Annotated in this window: 14 protein-coding genes; 9 read left to right on the top strand and 5 right to left on the bottom strand. The window is 58.1% G+C overall.

Translation table 11 applies throughout. From position 1 onward, the window contains the following. Positions 1 to 113 precede the first annotated feature (113 nt). Together B2A78_RS13475 and B2A78_RS13470 are read left to right on the top strand one after the other, a co-directional pair. A complete protein-coding gene (locus B2A78_RS13475) occupies positions 114 to 1,136 on the top strand; it encodes a DUF2235 domain-containing protein (RefSeq protein WP_077730512.1) in 1,023 nt (340 codons plus the stop codon). A gap of 88 nt (positions 1,137 to 1,224) precedes the next feature. Then, positions 1,225 to 2,490, top strand: a complete 1,266-nt coding sequence (locus B2A78_RS13470; RefSeq protein WP_077730511.1) for a hypothetical protein — start codon at positions 1,225 to 1,227, stop codon at positions 2,488 to 2,490. Between the two features lie 532 nt (positions 2,491 to 3,022). Here B2A78_RS13470 and B2A78_RS26630 read toward each other — a convergent pair. Continuing rightward, positions 3,023 to 3,394, bottom strand: a complete 372-nt coding sequence (locus tag B2A78_RS26630) for a hypothetical protein (RefSeq protein WP_240502528.1) — start codon at positions 3,392 to 3,394, stop codon at positions 3,023 to 3,025. A 1,121-nt stretch (positions 3,395 to 4,515) separates the two neighbouring features. On the opposite strand from B2A78_RS26630, the gene B2A78_RS13460 reads away from it, so the two are divergent. Further along, positions 4,516 to 4,890 carry a hypothetical protein gene (locus B2A78_RS13460; RefSeq protein ID WP_077730509.1) on the top strand — a complete coding sequence of 125 codons (375 nt, stop codon included), beginning with the start codon at positions 4,516 to 4,518 and terminating at the stop codon, positions 4,888 to 4,890. Between the two features lie 104 nt (positions 4,891 to 4,994). Here B2A78_RS13460 and B2A78_RS13455 read toward each other — a convergent pair whose 3' ends face one another. From B2A78_RS13455 to B2A78_RS26625, 4 genes are read right to left on the bottom strand one after another with little or no spacing between them, the layout of a single operon-like run. Then, positions 4,995 to 5,960, bottom strand: a complete 966-nt coding sequence (locus B2A78_RS13455) for a hypothetical protein (protein ID WP_156880017.1) — start codon at positions 5,958 to 5,960, stop codon at positions 4,995 to 4,997. A gap of 36 nt (positions 5,961 to 5,996) precedes the next feature. Then, positions 5,997 to 8,825 (bottom strand): EAL domain-containing protein, encoded by a 2,829-nt coding sequence (locus B2A78_RS13450; protein WP_086134525.1) that lies wholly within the window; start codon positions 8,823 to 8,825, stop codon positions 5,997 to 5,999. 21 nt (positions 8,826 to 8,846) lie between these two features. Beyond that, positions 8,847 to 10,097, bottom strand: a complete 1,251-nt coding sequence (locus B2A78_RS13445) for a porin (protein WP_133716447.1) — start codon at positions 10,095 to 10,097, stop codon at positions 8,847 to 8,849. Continuing rightward, complete coding sequence (locus B2A78_RS26625; protein ID WP_240502527.1) at positions 10,084 to 10,530, bottom strand: substrate-binding domain-containing protein; 447 nt, start codon at positions 10,528 to 10,530, stop codon at positions 10,084 to 10,086. Before B2A78_RS26625 ends, B2A78_RS13445 begins: the two co-directional genes overlap by 14 nt. A 1,009-nt stretch (positions 10,531 to 11,539) precedes the next feature. Here B2A78_RS26625 and hyfB point away from each other — a divergent pair. From hyfB to B2A78_RS13405, 6 genes are read left to right on the top strand one after another with little or no spacing between them, the layout of a single operon-like run. Then, positions 11,540 to 13,654, top strand: coding sequence for a hydrogenase 4 subunit B (hyfB, locus tag B2A78_RS13430; protein WP_143735167.1), 2,115 nt, complete (start codon positions 11,540 to 11,542; stop codon positions 13,652 to 13,654). Further along, positions 13,654 to 14,598, top strand: a complete 945-nt coding sequence (locus tag B2A78_RS13425; RefSeq protein WP_077730505.1) for an NADH-quinone oxidoreductase subunit H — start codon at positions 13,654 to 13,656, stop codon at positions 14,596 to 14,598. The genes hyfB and B2A78_RS13425 overlap by 1 nt, the downstream gene beginning before the upstream one ends. After that, entirely contained in the window at positions 14,598 to 15,278 is a 681-nt protein-coding gene (locus tag B2A78_RS13420; RefSeq protein ID WP_077730504.1) for a formate hydrogenlyase, read from the top strand. Before B2A78_RS13425 ends, B2A78_RS13420 begins: the two co-directional genes overlap by 1 nt. Then, a complete protein-coding gene (locus B2A78_RS13415) occupies positions 15,275 to 16,741 on the top strand; it encodes a hydrogenase 4 subunit F (protein ID WP_077730503.1) in 1,467 nt (488 codons plus the stop codon). Before B2A78_RS13420 ends, B2A78_RS13415 begins: the two co-directional genes overlap by 4 nt. Positions 16,742 to 16,770: 29 nt before the next feature. Further along, on the top strand, positions 16,771 to 18,411 hold the full coding sequence (locus B2A78_RS13410; RefSeq protein ID WP_240502526.1) for a SulP family inorganic anion transporter: 1,641 nt from the start codon (positions 16,771 to 16,773) through the stop codon (positions 18,409 to 18,411). Further along, on the top strand, positions 18,398 to 20,041 hold the full coding sequence (locus tag B2A78_RS13405; RefSeq protein ID WP_346425847.1) for an NADH-quinone oxidoreductase subunit C: 1,644 nt from the start codon (positions 18,398 to 18,400) through the stop codon (positions 20,039 to 20,041). Before B2A78_RS13410 ends, B2A78_RS13405 begins: the two co-directional genes overlap by 14 nt. The last annotated feature ends 86 nt before the right edge of the window (positions 20,042 to 20,127 follow it).

Here is a 20,127-nt window from a genome sequence, read left to right as displayed (position 1 = left end):
TTTCGATGTGACCACGTAAGGCAAGGGGTCGAAACTTACCCCTACCGTCCAGCGCGCGGCGGAATTACGGCGAAAAATCGAATCAATAAAGAGTTTTATTGAGGGGGGCTGATATGAAACGGATCGTCATTTGCTTCGACGGCACATGGAACAAACCCGCCGACGAACGCTTGCCCGCCGACCGGCAGATCGAGACCAATGTTTGCCGGTTTTATAAATCGGTCACGGACACTGCGGCAGATGGTATCCGGCAAGTTAAATGGTATGACGAAGGCATAGGCACAAAATGGTATGACCGCTTTATTGGCGGCTCCACGGGAGCGGGACTGGAGAAAAATATCCTCGACGGTTACAAGTTTCTCGCCAAGGAATATCGGGAAAGCGACGAGGTTTATATTCTCGGCTTCAGCCGCGGCGCCTATACCGCCAGGAGTTTGGCCGGACTCATTCGCAATTGCGGTCTGGTGAAAAACAAGCAGCTTTCCCTGCGTATGGCCATGGCCTATGGCATCTACCGTACCAGAGACGACGGTCCCGATTCTTCGACCGCTCTGGAGTTTAGGGCAAGGTTTTCTCGGGAAATCAAAATTAAGTTTCTCGGCGTGTGGGATACGGTCGGCGCACTGGGTATTCCGCTGGATATCTTGAAGCGCCTGAACATGTATTTTTACCAGTTCCACGACACGAGATTGAGCCATATCGTCGAAAACGGTTACCAAGCCATCGCGATCGACGAACATCGAACGGATTACGATATCTGTTTATGGACGCCCGATGCGAGTCCCCAACAAAACCTGGAACAGCGCTGGTTTGTGGGTGCGCACAGCGATGTCGGCGGGGGATATCCGGATCGGCGCCTGTCCGACCTAACGTTGCGTTGGATTCAAGATAAAGCCATGGCGGCGGGCCTCGGGGTTACTCCGATAGACGTGGGAGCCGATAATTACCTCGGAGCGATTACCGATTCCTACGCACAATTCCTCAACGGGGTTTATGCCCACACACAACAGCGTCATTATCGCGCCTTAGGTACCGCCAGGTTCGGCAACGAGGTGATCGACGACTCGGCACAAAGACGGCGCAAGAAAGACCGCAATTACAAGCCGCCGAACGCCGGTTTGCCGCCGCTGCGATGAAACGCCGCTGAGCCGGCGATAAAGGGCTATCGCCATAACCCGGTAAGGTTGGATAGATAACGTCTCATAATGCTTGAGGATCAGGCTCATGAAGAAATGGATCGGTATAGGCCTTGTGTTACTCATCGTAATCTGGTGGATCGCCGCAGCCCCCAGACCGGAAATTCGCTGCTGCGTCGCCGAGTCGATTTCCTTCGACCCAAAGACGGCAGCGGCGATCACCGCAGTCGAGCATTCCGCCGACTTCGCTGCCGGTCTGGAGCATTTTCGGTCCGACCTACCGGGTTACGACGATGTCGTGTTACTCACCGGCGGAACCAGGGCCCTGGTTACAGCGACGGACGGAAAAATCTGGAGCGTAGACCTCGCCACACACGCGGTTGAGCCGTTCGTGGATGCGCCGCTGATGGCGTTCGGCATACACGAAGCGCCCGGCGACCCGAACCATGTTTATTTTTGCTCCTCCAACGCCTATGGCGAGCCGTTTCCGGGCGAGGCTGTCGGACTCTACCGTCTCGCGCTCGACACCCGGAAAATCGAGCCCATCGTTCTCGAGGTGCCGGCAACGCTGATCGATCCCGATCACCCGGTCGTCTATGCGGACAACGATCCCAAGGCGCCCGAATTGAGGCGCGACGGCAGCGGCGGAGATCATCGTCCGCTGGTGGTCTGCGACAACCTGGAAGTCTCCGAGGACGGCCGGCGCATCTATTTCTCCGAACCGTTCTCGTACAGAGACGCTTCGCTAGACGACGCGGTAGATGAAGCCATTGCCCTACCTCCCAATGGGCGCCTGTGGCGGCACGACCTGGATACCGGAACCACCCGCCTTGTCGCGGAGGGATTCCACTTCATCAACGGCGTTCTATACGACCTGCATCCGGGCCAGCCGCGGGAGGAGTCGGTTTTGGTCACCCAGACCTCTCTTTTCCGTCTGGCGCGTTTCTATCTTCGGGGTCCGAAAGCGGGGAGCTACGAGGTTGTGCTCGATGGGCTTACGGGCATGGACGACGGGATGGACCGCGATGCGTCCGGGCGTATCTGGCTTGCCCTGTTCACAGAGAGAAGCCCCATCCTGACCTGGGCCCACGAAAACGCGTGGATCAAACCGCTGCTCTTGCGGTTGCCGCCCCGACTGCTGCTGCGTCAGACGCAGCGTACGGGTGTGATCGTCGTGAGCCCTGATGGAAGCAAGCCTCTCTATGCGGCGATGTATAAGGGCCTTCCGCTTGCCTCCATAGCTTCCGCCGTACCTGCGGAAAACGGAATTTATTTGGCGAATGAGTCTCTAGGCGAGCTCGATAGCGAGCAGAGCGGAATCGTGCGTCTGAAGTGGCCGAAACAACTGCACTGATCGCATCAGCCCCGACTTTTTTTCCTGCACTTTGGCATTGCCCGCCCCGAGCTTGGGAGGCTTTCTAGCTCGGCATAGCCTCCTCTCGGCGGGCCATGCATTCTCGGTTCCGTTAAAGCAGTTTTGATTTGAAAAGAACTGCTTTGCATGCCCACTTCCCCGCCCGGCGTTCACAATAAATGGGTGGCATCCCGCAACGTACTGCGGGATTTGCCGCACGGCCTATTGCTGCTAAGTACATTCCGCAAATACTTGCGGAATCTCGACAGATTGGCTTGATTGGCGGGGTTGTCCTGCAGGTTGCCTATGCCGCAAGACTTCCCTGAATGTACTTAGAGCGTTTTTCATCCCGGTGTACGGATTCGTGTTCGGGCGGGAAGAACGTAGGTCGGCAATCCCTTGCCGACTTATCGGCTCGGCAAAGGATTTTGTTGGAAGGGGCGTCCTGGCGCTCCCAGGACGGCCGTTTTGCGATTGGGAAGGGATTGCCGACCTACCTATCGGGCTCCCTGATACCGGATCGGAAAATGCTCTAGCCTGCCTCTGCGGGGTCGCCATGGCATTTGACCTCTGATTCTTCTACCGCCGCGTCGAGCTCGACCAGTACACCACCAGCCAGTTCCTCGAAACCGAGCTGCCCCGCCATTTGACGGTGATCGGCACAGTCGCGGCCAACATCCCCTACCTCGGCGTCCTGATCACGGCCATGGGAATCATGCTCACGTTCCACCCGATGAGGATGGACAGCGGCGCGCCTCGATCGTGACCGCGACCCGATCCCTGTGATTCCCCTGGTCGATGCGATACCGGCATTGCCGGTGATCATCCGGACCACCGCGACCTTCGTCAGCGGCCAGATGCCGGTGACGCTCGGCCCGCGCTCGCGCCAGGTGGCGGCGATCATCCCCTCCGATTACACCGACTGAAGCGTGGCGCCGGGTGAAAAGCCTAACCGCACTCAGCCGTTTCCCGCACCGTCCGACCGGCGGTTGGCGCGAGCGCCCGCGTTCTCGGGCCTGACGGCTGGCACCTGTCTTGCACTGTCTTCTGGTAGCGCCGGGCGGGCGCTTGGGCGCGGAGCCCCCTCTTCCTCCGCGCCCGCCGTCCGCCCGCGCCTGTGCTATTCGCCTCACTGGGTTGCCGGCGCCGCCTGCGAGCGGCGCTCTCTTTTGCATGGATGGACCGCCCGATGGATGCCGCACCACCACTTCGGATTGCCCGCCCCGCACCCGATGAACCTGACGCGCCGCCCCCGGCCGCCTGGGTCCGGGCTGTCCAACGCGCCCAGCAGCGCACCCCCTGTTACCGCACCGAGGAACGGTTCCAATGCACCGTTCCCGACTGCGAATGGCGCCGCGCCTGCCTCAAACTCGTCGCCGCCTGGCAGCGGTGAAAACGGCCTGGACCTTCTCGCTTACATCCGCCCCGAGGTGAGAAATGGGTTACATCGAAACGGCACTTACACGACCGGAACGTTCTCGATGGAATGATTAAGTTCCGGCACGCTAGTACGTCTCGAACCGAAACCCCGACGGTCACACTATTCAACCCACAGAAAATGGCTGTATTCGAGACTGCGATGCGCCGGGCGGGGCAAAAGTCACATCGATTGTGTGTTTTGCCATACCAATCACTGATCGCACCGATGGATCAGCCGACGCGGATGCCGTCCCATCAAGCACTTGAGGAGGGTGGCATGGCGATTGCCTTTTATGGAAACATTCATGCTCAAGAGTCATGACATCGCTCAATCGTCATGCTCTGCCGGCTTTGGCGGCATCGCCGCGCTCCATTCGTGAAAAGTGTTCTTTCGGACTCGCGGTGTTTCCACAGTTTTACTGCATCGGCCCCCTAGATATGGGTTAAGGGAGCCGTTGCTCAAGCGGCGAATTTTGCTTGGTCGTTCTTCTTTTCAAACGCCAACAGCACTGCTGCTCTATCAAAACATTAGTGCTTAGCCGACTGGGGGCACCGCCTCATTTCCCAGCCATGAGGCGGTGATTTCACGATCGAGAGGAGAAACAGATGACACCCAGACTCAGGCGCCAGGAATGCGATCCAGCCATACAAGCAGACGCGCCGGTCCCGCCAGCATTTCCGTCGGCACGGTACTTCCAGATTCATTTCGAACAGCTCTATCAGTTGATACACGAACTCCGAGAGAAACTCGATGCCACAGCTAGAGAGCTGGCGCAGCTTCGGGCACTTACAGGAGCCGATGTCGAGCGGTCTCAAACCGACTCGGACACGCCGGTTTCGCCGGTTGGCCGCGGGATATCGACGGTCATTGACACCCCCACACAAGCGGAGGCACGGGAAAAAACGAAACGTGAAATTTCCGATTGCCAATCGCAGCGGCGTCTAACGAATCGACGCAAGCCGGCGGTCAGACAATCCTAGAGACGCCGGTCGGACGCACCGGAATGCGCCGGCCGGAGCGTCCAAAGCATATTGGTTCAGAGATCAATCCGCCCCACCGCATGGGGCATCTGTTTTTCTATTCATCATTTCGGGCCATTGCCGACGATCGACACTACATATCTCCCCGAGCTGTAGGACCAATCGAGATTGCCGCGCATCCACGAGCACAGAACCGAGACAAAACGCTGAACGTCGCTATCGATCGCAGCTCCGAACGTGGGCAATTGCTCTTTTAATGCGATGAAATTGCGGACTTCTCTATTCGTCAGCTCCGCCGCTTGCTGAATTGCATCCTGAAGAGACAACCGACGATGGTGCTGGAACGTCACGACCAGGTTATGGACATCATTGTGCTGGACTTCCTTGGCGAAAGAAATGATGTCGTTGGACCAACAAACCACATTGTTCGCCATCCGGATCAGATTCTGCAGCGTATCGTGTTTGCGCACGTGCAGCGGCAGACTTATGTCTTCCACGACGTCTATCAGCTCGATATCGGTATAAAGTCCTCCGGTAAACGGGCGCATCGTCACATACGTTAGCGGGTCCGGCGTAATTCCGCTTGCACGGTTTTTAGCTTCCCAAACCGAGGATTCGAAATATTCGACGACGCTGAGTATAAACCGGCACATCCAGTCGTCGTTTGCTATTTGCCGCAGTCTAAGGTAAAGGTCGTGCAGTGCTCGAGCAAGCGGCAGATCCGTTTCGTTAGGCTCGCGACCGGTAAGAATTTCAGTCAACCGCTCATGAAAATGGGCAAGTTTATCCGGACTCCGCCCGAAACCCGACTCGTCGCATTGATCGTCGCGAATGAATAGCCAAGTGTTCCAATCCGAGACGATATTAAGTCCTTCGTAAGGAGCATCGGGATAGGCGCGGGCTGCCAACCAGCTGAACTTGGAAGCTTCCAGCCGCTGCCATTCGCGATCGTCGGTAACCAAATTGAAACGCCTCACCCACGCCAGGGTATGACGATTAGCCGCTTCGGCATGAGAATTGAGGCGCGAGGGAAACGGACAGTAAAATTCGGGTAGCGTGATCGTGCTCATAATTATTAGTTGATAAAAGTAGTATGCGGATGCCGCTTACGATCCAACCAACGGTAAATCGATCACGGACATTGTTGCCGGCTTTAACTGTCGATCGGGACGTCCGATAAAAAAGCCCTGTACCAGATCGACTCCTAATTCTCGAAGCCGAATTAGTGTCTGCGCATTTTCAACTCCTTCGGCGACGATTTTTTGCCTGTAGCCATGAGCGAGCGTGGTCAGGGCGCTGACAAACACTTTGTCGTCATCGTCATTGGCTAGACGGCTGATAAACGAACGGTCAATCTTCACATGCTTGATCGGCAAGTGTCTTAGGTAATGAAAGGACGCAAACCCGGCCCCAAAATCGTCCATCGCGAATCCGAAGCCAATATCGGTTAATTCGTCCATAATCCGCCGAGCCGCCTCTAAATCGGCGATCGCGGCAGTCTCTGTGATCTCGAGCAATAAACGTTCCGGAGCCAAGACTCCGTCGCGCGCCGCTTGTTTGAGCGGCTCCGCCCATCCCGGATCGGTCAGCGCGGCAGCGGAAAGATTAATCGAAAGGCGCGCCGAACGAACCTTGCCAAGGATTTCGATCGCCTCCCGAGTGACATATGAATCGATGGCGCTCATCAAGTCCGAACGCAAAATGACGTCCATATATTCACCCGGAAGAACGATGCGTCCGTCGTCCAGCTTCAAGCGAAGCAGCGCCTCGTGATAAGCGACAAGCCCCGTCGCCACGTCCACTACGGGCTGATAATGAAAAAATAGACGCTTTTGATCCAAAGATTGGGCGATAACGTTGCGCCAATACGCCCGGTGACTGATCTGAGCGCGTTCTTCGCCCGAGTGCGAGAACAAATGCCACCGTCCTCGCCCTGCTTTTTTTGCCTGATACATGGCCGCGTCGGCGTTCGCCATAAGCTCTTCCACATCCTTGCCATGCTCCGGAATCAGGGCGATACCTATGCTCGCGGAAATGCGATAGCTTCGGTCGCCGAAGCGGAAAGGCTTCTCGGTCAAGCGCTGATTGAGATCCTGAGCAAAGTACTCTGCTCCCGACCGATCGGTACCGGTCATCAGAACGGCGAACTCATCGCCACCCAAGCGAGCCAGAACATCCGACTTGCGTGCCCGCGCCTGCAGCTCGTTGGCCAAAAGGCACAGCAGCGCATCGCCGGCAGCGTGTCCGCTGCTGTCATTGACGTCCTTGAAATGGTCCAGGTCGAACAAGAGCAGGGCCGCCGGGGTACCGTTCCGCTCCGCCTCGGCAAAACTCCGCTCCAGCTCGTCCTTGAACCAGAGCCGATTGTGGAGCCCGGTCAATGAATCGTGGTTCGCCAGCCAGCGTATACGGGATTCGGCCTGTACTCTTTCAGTAGCGTCCAAACCGATGGACAGCACGGCAATGCCGTTCTCCTGCTCCAAGCCCAAACGCGTATGCACCCATACGATATGCCGCTTGGTGCCGTCGCAGCAGGTCAGGACCGACTCGTGTTCCAGACGATGCAGCAGGTTGGAGAACAGCTTTTCGAGATTCCGGGCGATATCACTGGTTTCGTTATCGATTTCGATCAGTTCGACGAATCGGGCGTTTTTGAGCGTCTCGCCGGGACGTCCCAAGATCTGGGACGTCAATTCATTAACCGTACGAATTCTGCCGTCGCGAGTTTGAGTCAGAATCAAAACCTGGGCGTTGTCCAGCAGCCCTTGAATAAAGTCCCTCTCCGCCGCGAGGGTGTTTTGATGCTCTTCGATCTGATGAGCCAAACGGATGGACGTGGCATAGAGGATGTCGATTTCGTCTTTCCATTCGACCAGGCGGCTGAGCGTCTTTAGCCGCTCGTTGACTTTGTGATAGTTGCCGTGAGCCAGCAATGGCAATGTCGATGCAAGATGTTGAATGCGCCGTAGCGGAGCATGCAGCAATACCAACAGCAGGACTTCGGCTATGGCTAAAGACATCCCGACGACAACCAGGGCGTCCCGATTGGCCTGGTCGAGCGCCGCGGCCGAAGCGCTAGCATCCACGATGAACATAAGTTGGCCGGTCTCGCCACCCGCCAGGATGTCGTTCAGCGGCGAAGCATAAACCGTGAATTTTTTCTTCTTCCATTCCAGCCATTGGTCGGCTGTGAGCATATCCGGCCCCGGATAGTGCTCGGCGAGATTCCTCAAGAAAGGCTCCAGCTGTTGCGGATTGGACAACGCAGCAACACGCAGGCCCCAGGCTTCCAGAACCTTTTCGCCGGTTCCCGGAGAGGCCACGAGGATTGCGACAGCCGTTCCGGCACCCGCCGAAAAGTCCAGCACCAGATCGGTAATCATCTGGCTGAGAGAAAGGATGCCTACATTTCGTCCCGCAGAAAGCAACGGAACAAAAGCATGAAGGCTGCAACCCGGTTGACAGGTCAAGATTGTCATCGGCTGCTCCGTTTCGAGGACTCGGCTCAAAACGTCCTGTAACCGGTCTTGTGGAACCGCGTTCGCCATTGACGAAGACCAGCTCAGAACTGAATTACCTGCCGCATCGAACAGCTCGATCCGCTCGACGTCCAATTCGTACCGTACGCTGGAAAAAAATCCCTGCAAACGGGCAGCGGTTTGATTCTCGCGCGGCGCCGTGATGAACCGATCCAACCTACCGAGCGAAGCAAGCACCACGCCCAGGCGTTGCAAGCGGTCGGCCGAACGCTCTATAAGCTCTTTGAATTCAGTCCTAAGAGCCGCGTTGCGAACGGCTTGCTGGTTTTTGAATTGAGTCCTTAAATTCCAATGGTTCAGTGCGCCGAAAGCGACACCGAGCGTCAACAAGAGCAGACTCAACAGTACAAACCCTTTTCGGCGCAATGTCCAAAAACGGTTTGTGTCATTCCTCATTTATCCTTTCCAGCAACGGCTTCAGAAACGAAACGATACCATTACAGAAAAGAGATCCCAGTGAGGATCTCCCCCGCCTCTCAGCAAGTCGGAATTGTCGTGAGGAGAGAGCCAGGCGGTACCTTCCACGTTGTGGTATTCCGCCGCAATCAGCCAATTCCGCACAAATTCCCAGCGGACACCGACGGCAAGATCATAAGCGTAAAAGCGGTGGCGTGCTTGGCCGGTTTGCTCGGCCAAGGAACGACCGCTTCGGTCGTCACGGTCCGCATGAAAAACGTCATAGCGAAGTACGGCCGACCAGTCATCGCTCAATCGGTACTCTCCCTGTACATAAAACCCCTCCGAGGTATTCTCTATGGGAACCGGTGTAAAACCACTGCGACGGGCATCGACCCAACCGTATTCCGCAGTCAACGACCAGCGCTCTGCATTATATTGCAGAGAGAACAAAGGATATAAAGCCTGGATGTTGCCGGATGGAACTCCGCTTGCACGCGACCTGAAGTCACGGTCCAGGTCGACCACGCTGAACATGGCACGCGCCCGCCCGCCCATCCACTCATAGACGGCTCGCCCGAGAAACAAGGGACGCCCATCCATTCTACCGGGCGAGTTGAGCATGCCGGTGAGGAAATCGGTGGCATCCCCGGTATCATCCTGCGGTTCCGCGACCATGAATTCCAAATTGAAGCGATGATCGCCCCAGTTATAGCGGCTATACAGCAGTCCTCCGTCGGCCGAGATCATCGCCTGCCTGAGCCCGAGCGTGTCGAAATAAACCGACTGGGGCAGAATCACCGAAGGCCGGGTCCAGACCACATCCCGAGTGTCGTTGTATAGTCCGAACGGTATTTTGACTCGCCCCGCCCGCACCCCAAGCGTTAAAGCCGAGTCGAGAAACGTGCCGTTGTAATCCACTTGGGCAAAATCGAGCCGAAAATCCTCCCGATCGGAACCTCCGGCGTTGCGATAGAGCCCTTGAGCGGAAAACAACAGGTTTGGCAGCAATCGCACGGATCCGTTGACGCCAATTTCGGTGAAATCCAGACTGCCGCCACGGCTCGCGCCGAACACTTGATTGCTCGTGGTATAGGTAAATCCTTGACTCGCAAAACCATGCAACTGCCAGTCAATAGTGCTGAAATCCAGCGCCGCTGCCACGCCGGATACGAAAAAGCAGGCGACCGTTGCAGCCATACGCGCGATCGTTCGAGGACCGACGATCCGCATGGCCAGCGCCTTCCCTAGAAAACCCCTATTTGTCAACATATCCAATACCTCCAGGAGTCGCCCGAACCATCTCGCGCATTTCTCCGACCGTCTCGACCATATGCGGGATTAAACCTGTCCCCGAAAAAACCAGCCGGTCCCATGCCGCGCGTAGCTGGAAGGGATAGACACCCAACACTTCCTTGGAAAAACGGACATGCAGAGGATGTTTATCCGGCAGTACGAAAACACGAATTGGCGTGCCATCAGGCCAACTCGTCAATCGCATGAAGAAGATTTCGCGCAGGGTGTCAGCGGAGAGTGAATCAGCTCGCCCTTCCGCTGCATAAATTTTGGGGCTGGGCTCGCCTGCCATGACGGGCTTGCCGGCACAGCCAAGGGCAACGATTACCGCAAGTGCAAGTGATAGGAGAAAGCTAACCCACCCGCACCCGATCAGTCGGTGCAAATTTCCGGTGGATTTAGACATCATCCTCAAGCAACACCTTTTCTTGTTCTTATTCTGAAGAGAGGACCGACAATGAATTGTCGGCTTAACTTTAGCAGAGGACTGTCATCCTGGTTTTCCGACATCCTCCTGCCGAAAATGCGATAAACCGAAAAACGGCGGTTTTTCGGCTTATTTTTTCGCTATGGGAATCGAGACACGCCGATACTGCAAAAAACCAACCCTGTTAGCCGGGCTAGGCTTTCCGTTTCGCTTTAAGGAAGCTCTGAACAAGTGGATTCCGTTCATGCCCTTCGACAGGCTCAGGAGAGCGTTCGACAAGCTCACCACGAACGGAATCAATACCTTACCGTTCGTCCTGAGCCCTTCGACTCGGCTCAGGACAGGCCTGTCGAAGGACTTAATCAGAGCTTCCTTAAGGAAACTCCCGCGCATTTTTTCCGGCGGTTCCGGGCGAACTCGGTTATTCGGTCAACGAATAGTGACACCACATCCCCCCACGCCAAGCCGATACTACGACCAAAGACAGCGTTTTTACAACAAACGGACGACTTGATCCGCGACTACTACGAACTTTTCGATCTTTATCGAAGGCGCGGCGTTACGATTCGCTCTGCCGACCTTCGGATACGTGTTCCTTCCAATCCGGCCCCATAAGCTTCCCGGATCAACCTGCTCACCATTTGCAAACAAGTAACATCGCGGTCCACGCACGAACGTTCGAAAGTAGCTTTTTTATCGGGATAGATGAGCAGTGTCAAACACGCAATATGGGGTCCGATAACTTCTTATGCACATAAGATGTTAATTGTTTTAAGATTTACCACTCGGACGGGACTCGACATCGTCGCAACATGCAATGTAGAGCGCCATTTCGATGGTGCTATTGAACATGTATCACCGCTTATAGCGGGTGTTTTCAACCTAATGCGGCCGCGGGATAGGTGTAGGTGCTTGAAATGATGGATGACGTTTTGTTGGCAACGGAATTGCATGCGGCTTTTCCCATGCGGTTTACAAATCCCCGTCCCCGATGTCCCTATTTTTAGCCGGCATTTCGGTCCTGGCTGCGCTGCTGTCCGCCCTTGCAGCACTGGTCTCGGGGCCGAACGGCTTGTTATGGCACGGAATGCTGCGATGGGTCGGGCAAGCGACTTTCCGTCCGGCGCGGACTAACGAACGACTTACCCCGGGTCGCTTTTCCCGTCTGGCGCGGACAATGCCCTTCGTTCTGTTGGGAGCATCGGGCGGGTTCGCCGTAACAGCCGGCCTCATCGCGCTCCTCGGCGGCGCCACCCGCACCGTGACGCTGCCCTTCGGTCTGCCCTGGCTGAACTGGCACTTGGCGCTGGACCCGCTAGCCGGTTTCTTCTTTTGCGTGCTCGGCATTCCTCTGATCGCCGCCAGCTTGTTCGGTCCCGGTTACGTTCGGGAATTCGAGCACGGCAAACACAAGCTTTCGGTCCTCGGTCTTTTCACCGGGCTGTTCGTTGCCGGCATGGAACTGGTACTGCTCGCCAACGACGCCTTCCTATTCATGATTGCCTGGGAATTGATGTCGGTCGCCAGTTATTTTCTGGTCGCCTACCAGCACGAGCACGCGACCCATCGCCGCGCAGCCTTTCTCTACTTGCTGATGGCGGAAATCGGGGCGATCGCGATCATTCTGGCTTTCGGCGTCCTCGCGGGATTTTCCGGTGGATTGACGTTCGAGGCTTTGCGCAGTGCGGCGCTGAACCCATTGTGGGCGAGCATCGCCTTCGCACTGGCGCTCGCAGGCTTCGGCATGAAGGCGGGGCTCGTCCCCCTGCATACGTGGCTGCCGGAAGCCCACCCGGCCGCGCCGTCTCACGTTTCCGCTTTGATGAGCGGGGTGATGCTGAAAATCGCGATCTACGGCTTCATCCGCTTCACCTTCGATTTACTGCCGTCTCTTTTGTGGCAATGGGGCGTGCTGGTCCTCCTGATCGGATCGGCGTCAGCCGTGCTCGGGATTCTTTATGCGCTGCAGCAGCAAAACCTGAAGCGGCTTCTCGCCTACTCGTCGGTGGAAAACGTCGGGATCATTTTCACCGCTTTGGGTCTTGCGCTGATTTTCCAAAGCAGCGGACAATCCCTATTGGGAACGCTGGGGCTGGTGGCGGCGTTACTGCATTCGCTCAACCACGCCTTGTTCAAGAGCCTTCTGTTTCTCGGCGCAGGCGCCATCCTGCATCAAACCCATGAACAGAGCCTTGAGAACATGGGCGGTCTCATCCACCGCATGCCGAAACTGGCGGCCTTGTTTTTGATCGGCACGCTGAGCATCTCCGCCCTGCCGCCTTTCAACGGCTTCGTTTCCGAATGGCTGATATTCCAAACGGCCTTGCAGGCCGGCAGCATCCAAAGCGGCATACTCCGCAGCCTGATTCCGACTGCCAGCGCGGTGTTGGCACTGACCTCCGCATTGGCGGCCACTTGTTTCGTCAAGGTGTACGGCGTGGCTTTCCTGGGGCTTCCCCGCTCCCGCCACATCGCTCGCGCCCGTGAGATCCGCCACCCCGGCATGCTGGCGGGGCCGGCTTTACTCGCCGCCTGCTGTGTGCTGTTCGGCGTTTTGCCGATGCCCCTCATCAACGCGCTAGGCGCTTTGACGCAATCCTTGACCGGATTTGTGCTGCCGAACATCTCGGCCCTCGGCTGGCTATGGCTGACGCCAGTGTCGCCGGAGGTGGCGGCGTATTCGCCGGCGCTAGTCCTCCTGGGCACCGTGGCGGTGGGCTGGCTATGCTATTACCTCCTTTACCGCCGCACCGGTCTTGAGCCGCGCCGGGCCGAACCCTGGGACTGCGGTTTCGGTGGATTGACTCCTCGTACCCAATACACCTCAGGCTCATTCAGCATGCCGATACGCCGCATTTTCGAGCCGGTGTTCGATACCCGCGAGACGGTCGAAGAACAAACCGAAGGACCTGCGAGCACACGCGTGACGGGGCTTCGATATCAATTCCAGGTGTTGGATCGCGCCTGGGCGGTTCTGTACGAGCCGTCGGGACGGGCCGTCACCCGATTGGCCCGCTGGGTCGGGCGCGTGCAGACCGGCAATATCCGCACTTATCTCGGGTACGCTTTTTTTACCCTGATCATTCTGCTGTGGGTGGTGAGCTGATGGCCTGGTTGATGGCAATACTTCAGACTCTGCTTTTCATCGCCTTGGCGCCCTTGCTTTCCGGCTGGATCAAGCGGGTCAAGTGCCGGCTGCAAAACCGGAAGGCCCCTTCTCTGTTCCAGCCTTACCGGGATCTGCGGAAGCTCTACCGGAAGCAGCCCATCGTGCCGCATCCAGCCTCGTGGATCTTCCGTGCCGCCCCCTACATCGTCTTCGCATCCACCGTGCTGGCGGCGGCCACTGTCCCCCTGGCGGCGATTCATTTGCCCACGGCGCGCATCGCCGATGTCATCGTGTTGGTGGGGTTTTTCGCCCTCGGCCGGATGTTCCTGGTGCTGGCCGGCATGGACGTCGGCACCGCCTTCGGCGGCATGGGTTCGTCGCGCGAGATGACGATTTCCTCTCTGGCCGAGCCCGCCATGCTCATGGCGGTGTTCACCCTGGCCATGAGCGCGCATACCACCAATCTGTCCCAAGCCGTGAACTTCGTGCTCGACACCGGACTGGTGCTGCGCCCGTCCTTCGTGTTCGCCCTCGGGGGGTTGATGCTGGTGGCGATCGCCGAGACCGGACGCATTCCCGTGGACAACCCTGCCACCCACCTGGAGCTGACCATGATCCACGAGGCCATGATCCTGGAATACAGCGGTCGCTGGCTAGCTCTGATCGAGTGGGCATCCCAGATCAAACTCATGCTCTATGGCGTTCTCATCGCCAACATCTTCTTTCCGTGGGGGATCGCCCAAACCTTCACTGTGAATGCGCTGGCATTAGGTCTCGGAGTGATTACCCTAAAGCTCGCCGTACTGGCGGTCATGCTGGCCGTTTCCGAGGTGCTGTTCGCCAAGATGCGTATTTTTCGGGTGCAGGAGTATTTGAGCTTCGCCTACCTTCTCAGCGTTCTCGGCATGCTCAGCCACATCATTCTGGAGGCCGCGCGCTAATGGATTTCGCCGAACTCAGCCTGTACAGCCAAGCTGTCCTGCTGCTGGCGGGACTCATCGCGCTGACCTCGTTCCTGATGCTCGGCCAGTCCCGATTGGTCAGACTGGTCCTGGTATTCGCCATCCAGGGCATCCTGCTCGCCGCGACCACGGCCATGGTCGCCGGCGTCCTGGATTTTCCCCATCTTTACATTTCGGCGGGTTTGAGCTTTCTGCTCAAAGGCATACTCATCCCTGTCATGCTGCACCGGATGATCTATCGCTTGGGACTGCACCGTGAACTCGACACGATCGAGCATCCGGCGAGGGTAATGATGGGCGGGGCGTTCCTGGTGGTCTTCAGTTATTACGTGAGTCTTCCCGTCGTCGCCCATTCGCCCCTGGTGACGCTCAACGCCATTGCTGTGAGCCTGGCCGTCGTCCTCCTGGGCATGCTGCTGATGATCACCCGGCGGCAGGCGGTGGCTCATGTGGTCGGCTTCATGTCCATCGAGAACGGATTGTTCTTCGCGGCCGTGGTGTCCACCTACGGCATGCCGATGGTGGTGGAATTGGGGGTCGCGGCCGATGTCCTGGTCGCCGCGGTCGTTTTCGGCGTGTTCTTCTTCCAGATCCGCGAGAGTATCGACTCTCTCGACGTGGACCGGCTCAGCAAGCTAACCGAGGTAGATAAGCCATGATCGCGGCCTATCTCGTTCTGGTGATTCCTCTGGCTGGCATGGCGATTCTCGGACTTCTGGCAGACAGCCGGCGGGCGGGACGCATCAATGTGCACTGCAACGCCTGGGCCTTGGCGGCTTCGATCTGGCTCGCCATCGACGTGCTGGTTCACGGCCCCCGACTGTCTTCGGGTCAGCTTCTCTACATCGACTCCTTCAACGTCTATCTGATCGTGCTTACCGCTTTCGTGGGGCTGACCACGTCCATCTTCTCCGGCCCCTACATGGCGCACGAACTGGAAACCGGGCGCGTCAACGTCAAGCGCCTGCGGCTGTACTATGCGATGTATCAGGGCTTCATGTTGGCCATGTACCTGGTGTTGACGACCAACAACATGGGCGTCCTCTGGGTGGCGATGGAAGGCGCGACCCTGGCCACGGTGCTGCTGGTCAGCCTGTACCGCACGCCCGAGTCGGTGGAAGCGGCCTGGAAGTATTTCATCCTGTGCGGCGTGGGGATTGCCCTCGCCCTGTTCGGCACGGTGCTGCTTTATTTCGCCGCCGAACAAAAACTGGGCATAGGCGGCAACGCGCTGCTATGGACGGTACTGCACGTGAACGCCGGCGCGCTCGAACCCAATATCATGAGACTGGCCTTCGTGTTCCTGCTGGTGGGTTACGGCACCAAAATCGGCCTCGTGCCCCTGCACAACTGGCTGCCGGATGCCCATTCCGAAGGCCCGACCCCGATGTCGGCCATCCTCTCGGGGCTATTGCTCAACGACGCCTTGTACGCGGTGGTGCGTTGCAAGATGCTGGTGGACGGCTCCCTCGGCACCCAGGTCGCCGGTTATCTGATGATGGGCTTCGGCCTCCTGTCCTTTCTGGTGGCGGCCCTGTTTCTGCACCGGCAGACCGACATCAAGCGCCTGTTCAGCTATTCCTCCATCGAGCACATGGGACTCATGACCTTCGCCTTCGGCATCGGCAGCCCTTGGGCCACCTTCGCCGCCCTGTTCCACATGACCACCCATTCGCTGACCAAATCGGCGATCTTCGTCACCGTGGGACATGCCGCCCAGCTCGCCGGCACCCAGCGCATGGACCGGATTCGCGGACTGATCCTGACCCAGCCCGCCATCGGCTGGGGGCTTCTTATCGGCACCGTGGCCATCGCCGGGTTTCCGCCCTTCGGCGTGTTCGCCAGCGAATTCCTGGTGCTCATCGCCACCATGCGCGATTACCCCTGGCTGACGCCTTTGCTTCTGATCGGCATCGGCGTCGCCTTTGCCGGCCTGTTCCGGCATTTGCAACTCATGGTCTACGGGGACGTCCCGGAGGGCCAAAAGCCCATCCCGGCCAATTTGTTGCCGGTAATGATCCACCTGGCTCTGGTGCTCTGGCTCGGACTATCCATTCCGGGCTTCTTGGGCGATTGGTTCAGCCAGGCCACTCAACTCATTTCAGGAGCATCACCCCTTTGAAACGGATTCCTCAGTCAATTCGAAGCAGTGTGACCGATCTCGCCGAGAACTGGCGAACCGATGTGGTCTCCGGCTTTCTGGTCTTCCTAATCGCCCTGCCTTTGTGCTTCGGCATCGCCATGGCTTCCGGATTTCCCCCGATGGCGGGTATCCTCAGCGCCGTTATCGGAGGCTTTGTCGTCTCCCGGATCGGCGGCGCCCGCCTGACGATCACGGGCCCTGCCGCCGGGCTGATCACCGTCTTGTTCACCGCGGTTCATACCCTGGGCGAAGGCGATCTCTTCGCCGGCTACCGCTACACCTTGGCGGCGATCGTCGTGGCGGGCATTCTGCAATTCCTGCTGGGCGTTTTCAGGGCGGGACGGCTGGCGACTTTCTTTCCGGCCGCCATTGCCCACGGTACGCTGGCCGCCATCGGCATCATGATTATCGCGAGGCAAATCCATATCCTGGTCGGCGCCGGACCCGCCGTCGAAACGCCCGTGCAGAGTCTGGCGCATATTCCCCAAAGCCTTCTTCATTACAATCCGGAAATCTTCCTGATCGGCGGCATCGGCCTTCTGATCATGTTTGCCTGGCCGCTGCTGGGAAACAAAGGTTTCGGCAGGGTTCCCGCGCCCATTCTGGTCGTTCTGAGCGGGTTCATACTGGGGCGGGCGTTCGATTTGAACCAGGCTGAGCTTTATCTCCTTTCCGAGGGTCCCGAAAATGAAGCCTGGCACCGGCATGTCTTTGTGAATACTCCGCAATTTCTCGCCGATATTCCGGATAGCTTCTTGGACAGCCTAGTCTTCGCCGATTTTTCAAAAATCGGGACGCTCGCCTTTTGGAATGCCGTTTTGAGTCTCTGGCTGATCGGCAGTCTCGAAACCTTGCTGGTCGCCTCCGCGGTGGATCGTCTCGATCCGGAGCACCGCCGCTCCGATCTCGATCGGGATCTTACCGCCATCGGCGTCGGCAACACGCTATCGGGATTGATCGGCGGCATGCCCATGATTGCCGAGATCGTCCGCAGCTCCGCCAACGTCGGTTACGGCGCGCGCAGCAGTTGGTCGAATTTCTTCCACGGCCTCTTTCTGCTGTTGTTCGTGGCCTTGTTCCCGCGTCTCATCCGCGATATTCCGCTGGCATCGTTGGCGGCTTTGCTGGTCTACGCCGGGTATCGACTCGCTTCGCCCAAGGCGTTCGCCAAGACGCTCGATATCGGCTTCGAACAGCTCGCGTTGTTCATCATTACCATCGTGGGCATTTTGACCACAGACCTCCTGATCGGGGTTGCCATCGGCATTGCGGCCAAGTTGCTGATACACCGCTGGCAAGGCGTAAAACTCGGGAATCTGTTCCAGCTCTCCTATCGGATTATGCGGGACACGAACGGCTTCCGGATCAAGCTCAACGGTGCGGCCATCTTTTCCAATTTTCTGGCCCTGAAGGATGAGCTGGCCGAACTGCCGGCCGGCGAAACCATCGTTTTCGATCTGACCTACGCATCCCTGGTCGACCATACCGTCATGGAGTTCATCGAACACTTCCGTCACGACTATATTGCGGCAGGCGGCCGGTGCGAAGTTCATGGCCTGGAGCGATACGACGCCTATTCGGATCATCCGCTGGCGGCGCGCCGCCGCAAGCTATTCAACTGGAGAGCCGGCCGCGGTGAATCAGTCTAAGGAATTCGTCTCGAAGAATTCCGGCCGGCAGGAGTCGATCATTACGGAAAACCTCGACGCGCGTGCAATGCTCGATGCGGCCCTACGTTCGGAAGGCGTGAAAATCCTGCCGATCACGCCCAGTCCGTTGCTGCCGGCCGACTTGACCGAGATCGAAAGCGAAGACTGGGGCAAAACCGCGCAGCAAGCGAGCGCGCAGAACTGGCGCTGGGCCGGGGCATGGGCGGAAGACCGCGGCTCCGACCTGGCAATGAATGCCTGCCTCGAGAAGGAAGGGCGCTATCTGATCCTCCGAACCTATCTGCCGCCGGACGAGCCCAGCCTGCCTTCGCATGCGCCATATTACTGGGCGGCGGATCGGGCGGAGCGGCATATCCAGGATCTGTTCGGCATCCGTTTCATCGACCACCCGGACCCCAAGCGCTGGATTCGCCATCAGGCTTGGGACGAAAACGCCTATCCCTTGCGGAAAAACTTCCCGGCCGACGGACAACCGCCGCCTTCGACGCCACCGGACAGCAACTACCCTTTCCTCAAGGCCCATGGCGCGAGCGTCTACGAAATTCCGGTCGGCCCGGTCCATGCGGGAATCATCGAGCCCGGCCATTTCCGCTTCCAGGCGGTGGGGGAAACCATCCTGCACCTGGAGGAACGACTCGGTTATGTACACAAGGGCATCGAGAAAATCGCCGAAGGACGTGATCCGTTAGGACTCGTCAAGCTGGCCGGGCGAGTATCGGGCGATACGCCGGTCGGTCATAGCTGGACCGCCTGCATGGCGATGGAGCGCGCGGCCAAGGTCGAAATTCCCCTGCGCGCGGCTTATATCCGCGGCATCCTGGCGGAACGCGAGCGGGTGATCAATCATCTGTGGGACTTGGCTGCATTGTGCAACGACGTGGGATTCGCCGCGGGCTACTATCAGTTCGGCCGTTTGCGCGAGCTATGGCTTAGGGAAAATCGGGCGCTGTTCGGCCATCGTTTGATGATGAATACATTGGTTCCGGGCGGCGTATCCGTGGATGTCCCGCCGGATGCGGCTGGTCGCATGCAGGATTCGACTGCATCGCTGCGACGGGAACTGGACGAACTGCTGCCCATACTCGACGCCAACTCGTCGCTGGAAGACCGGTTCCTGACCACCGGCGTGCTGTCCAGCGAACTGGCTTCTGCTCTTGGCGCTTTGGGCTACGTGGGCCGGGCGAGCGGACAGCGGTTCGACGTGCGCCGCGATGTCCCCTACTCCCCTTACGAAAGTCTGAAGGTACGTGTGCCAGTGGAAGTCCAGGGTGATGTGGCCTCGAGATTCTGGGTCCGTTATAAGGAACTGCGCGCCGCACTGCGCTTGATCGAGCAAATGCTGGCCGGCCTCCCTTCCGGGGACCTTGTCTCGGAATGGCGAACACCGAAGGAAGGCGCCGAAGGCTTCGGTGCCGTGGAAGGCTGGCGAGGCGAAATTCTCTGCTACGTCCGTTTCGGCGCGGGCGGCCGCATAAGCCGCTATTACCCGCGCGATCCCAGCGTCATCAATTGGCCGGCCCTGGAAAAACTCGTGCTCGGCAACATCGTGCCGGATTTTCCGGTCTGCAATAAATCGGTCAACGGATCTTATTCCGGTCATGATCTTTGAGATAGGTATCAGCTTTGAGCCGTCAGCAGTCAGTTTTCAGCTGATGGCTGACGGCTGATGGCTGACAGCTTTCTCCTGGAGGTTTC

The sequence above is a fragment of the Methylocaldum sp. 14B genome (genome assembly GCF_002005105.1).
Taxonomy (GTDB): Bacteria; Pseudomonadota; Gammaproteobacteria; order Methylococcales; family Methylococcaceae; genus Methylocaldum.
The sequence above is the reverse complement of the archived record's forward strand: the minus strand, read 5'-3'. Positions and strand labels throughout refer to the sequence as shown.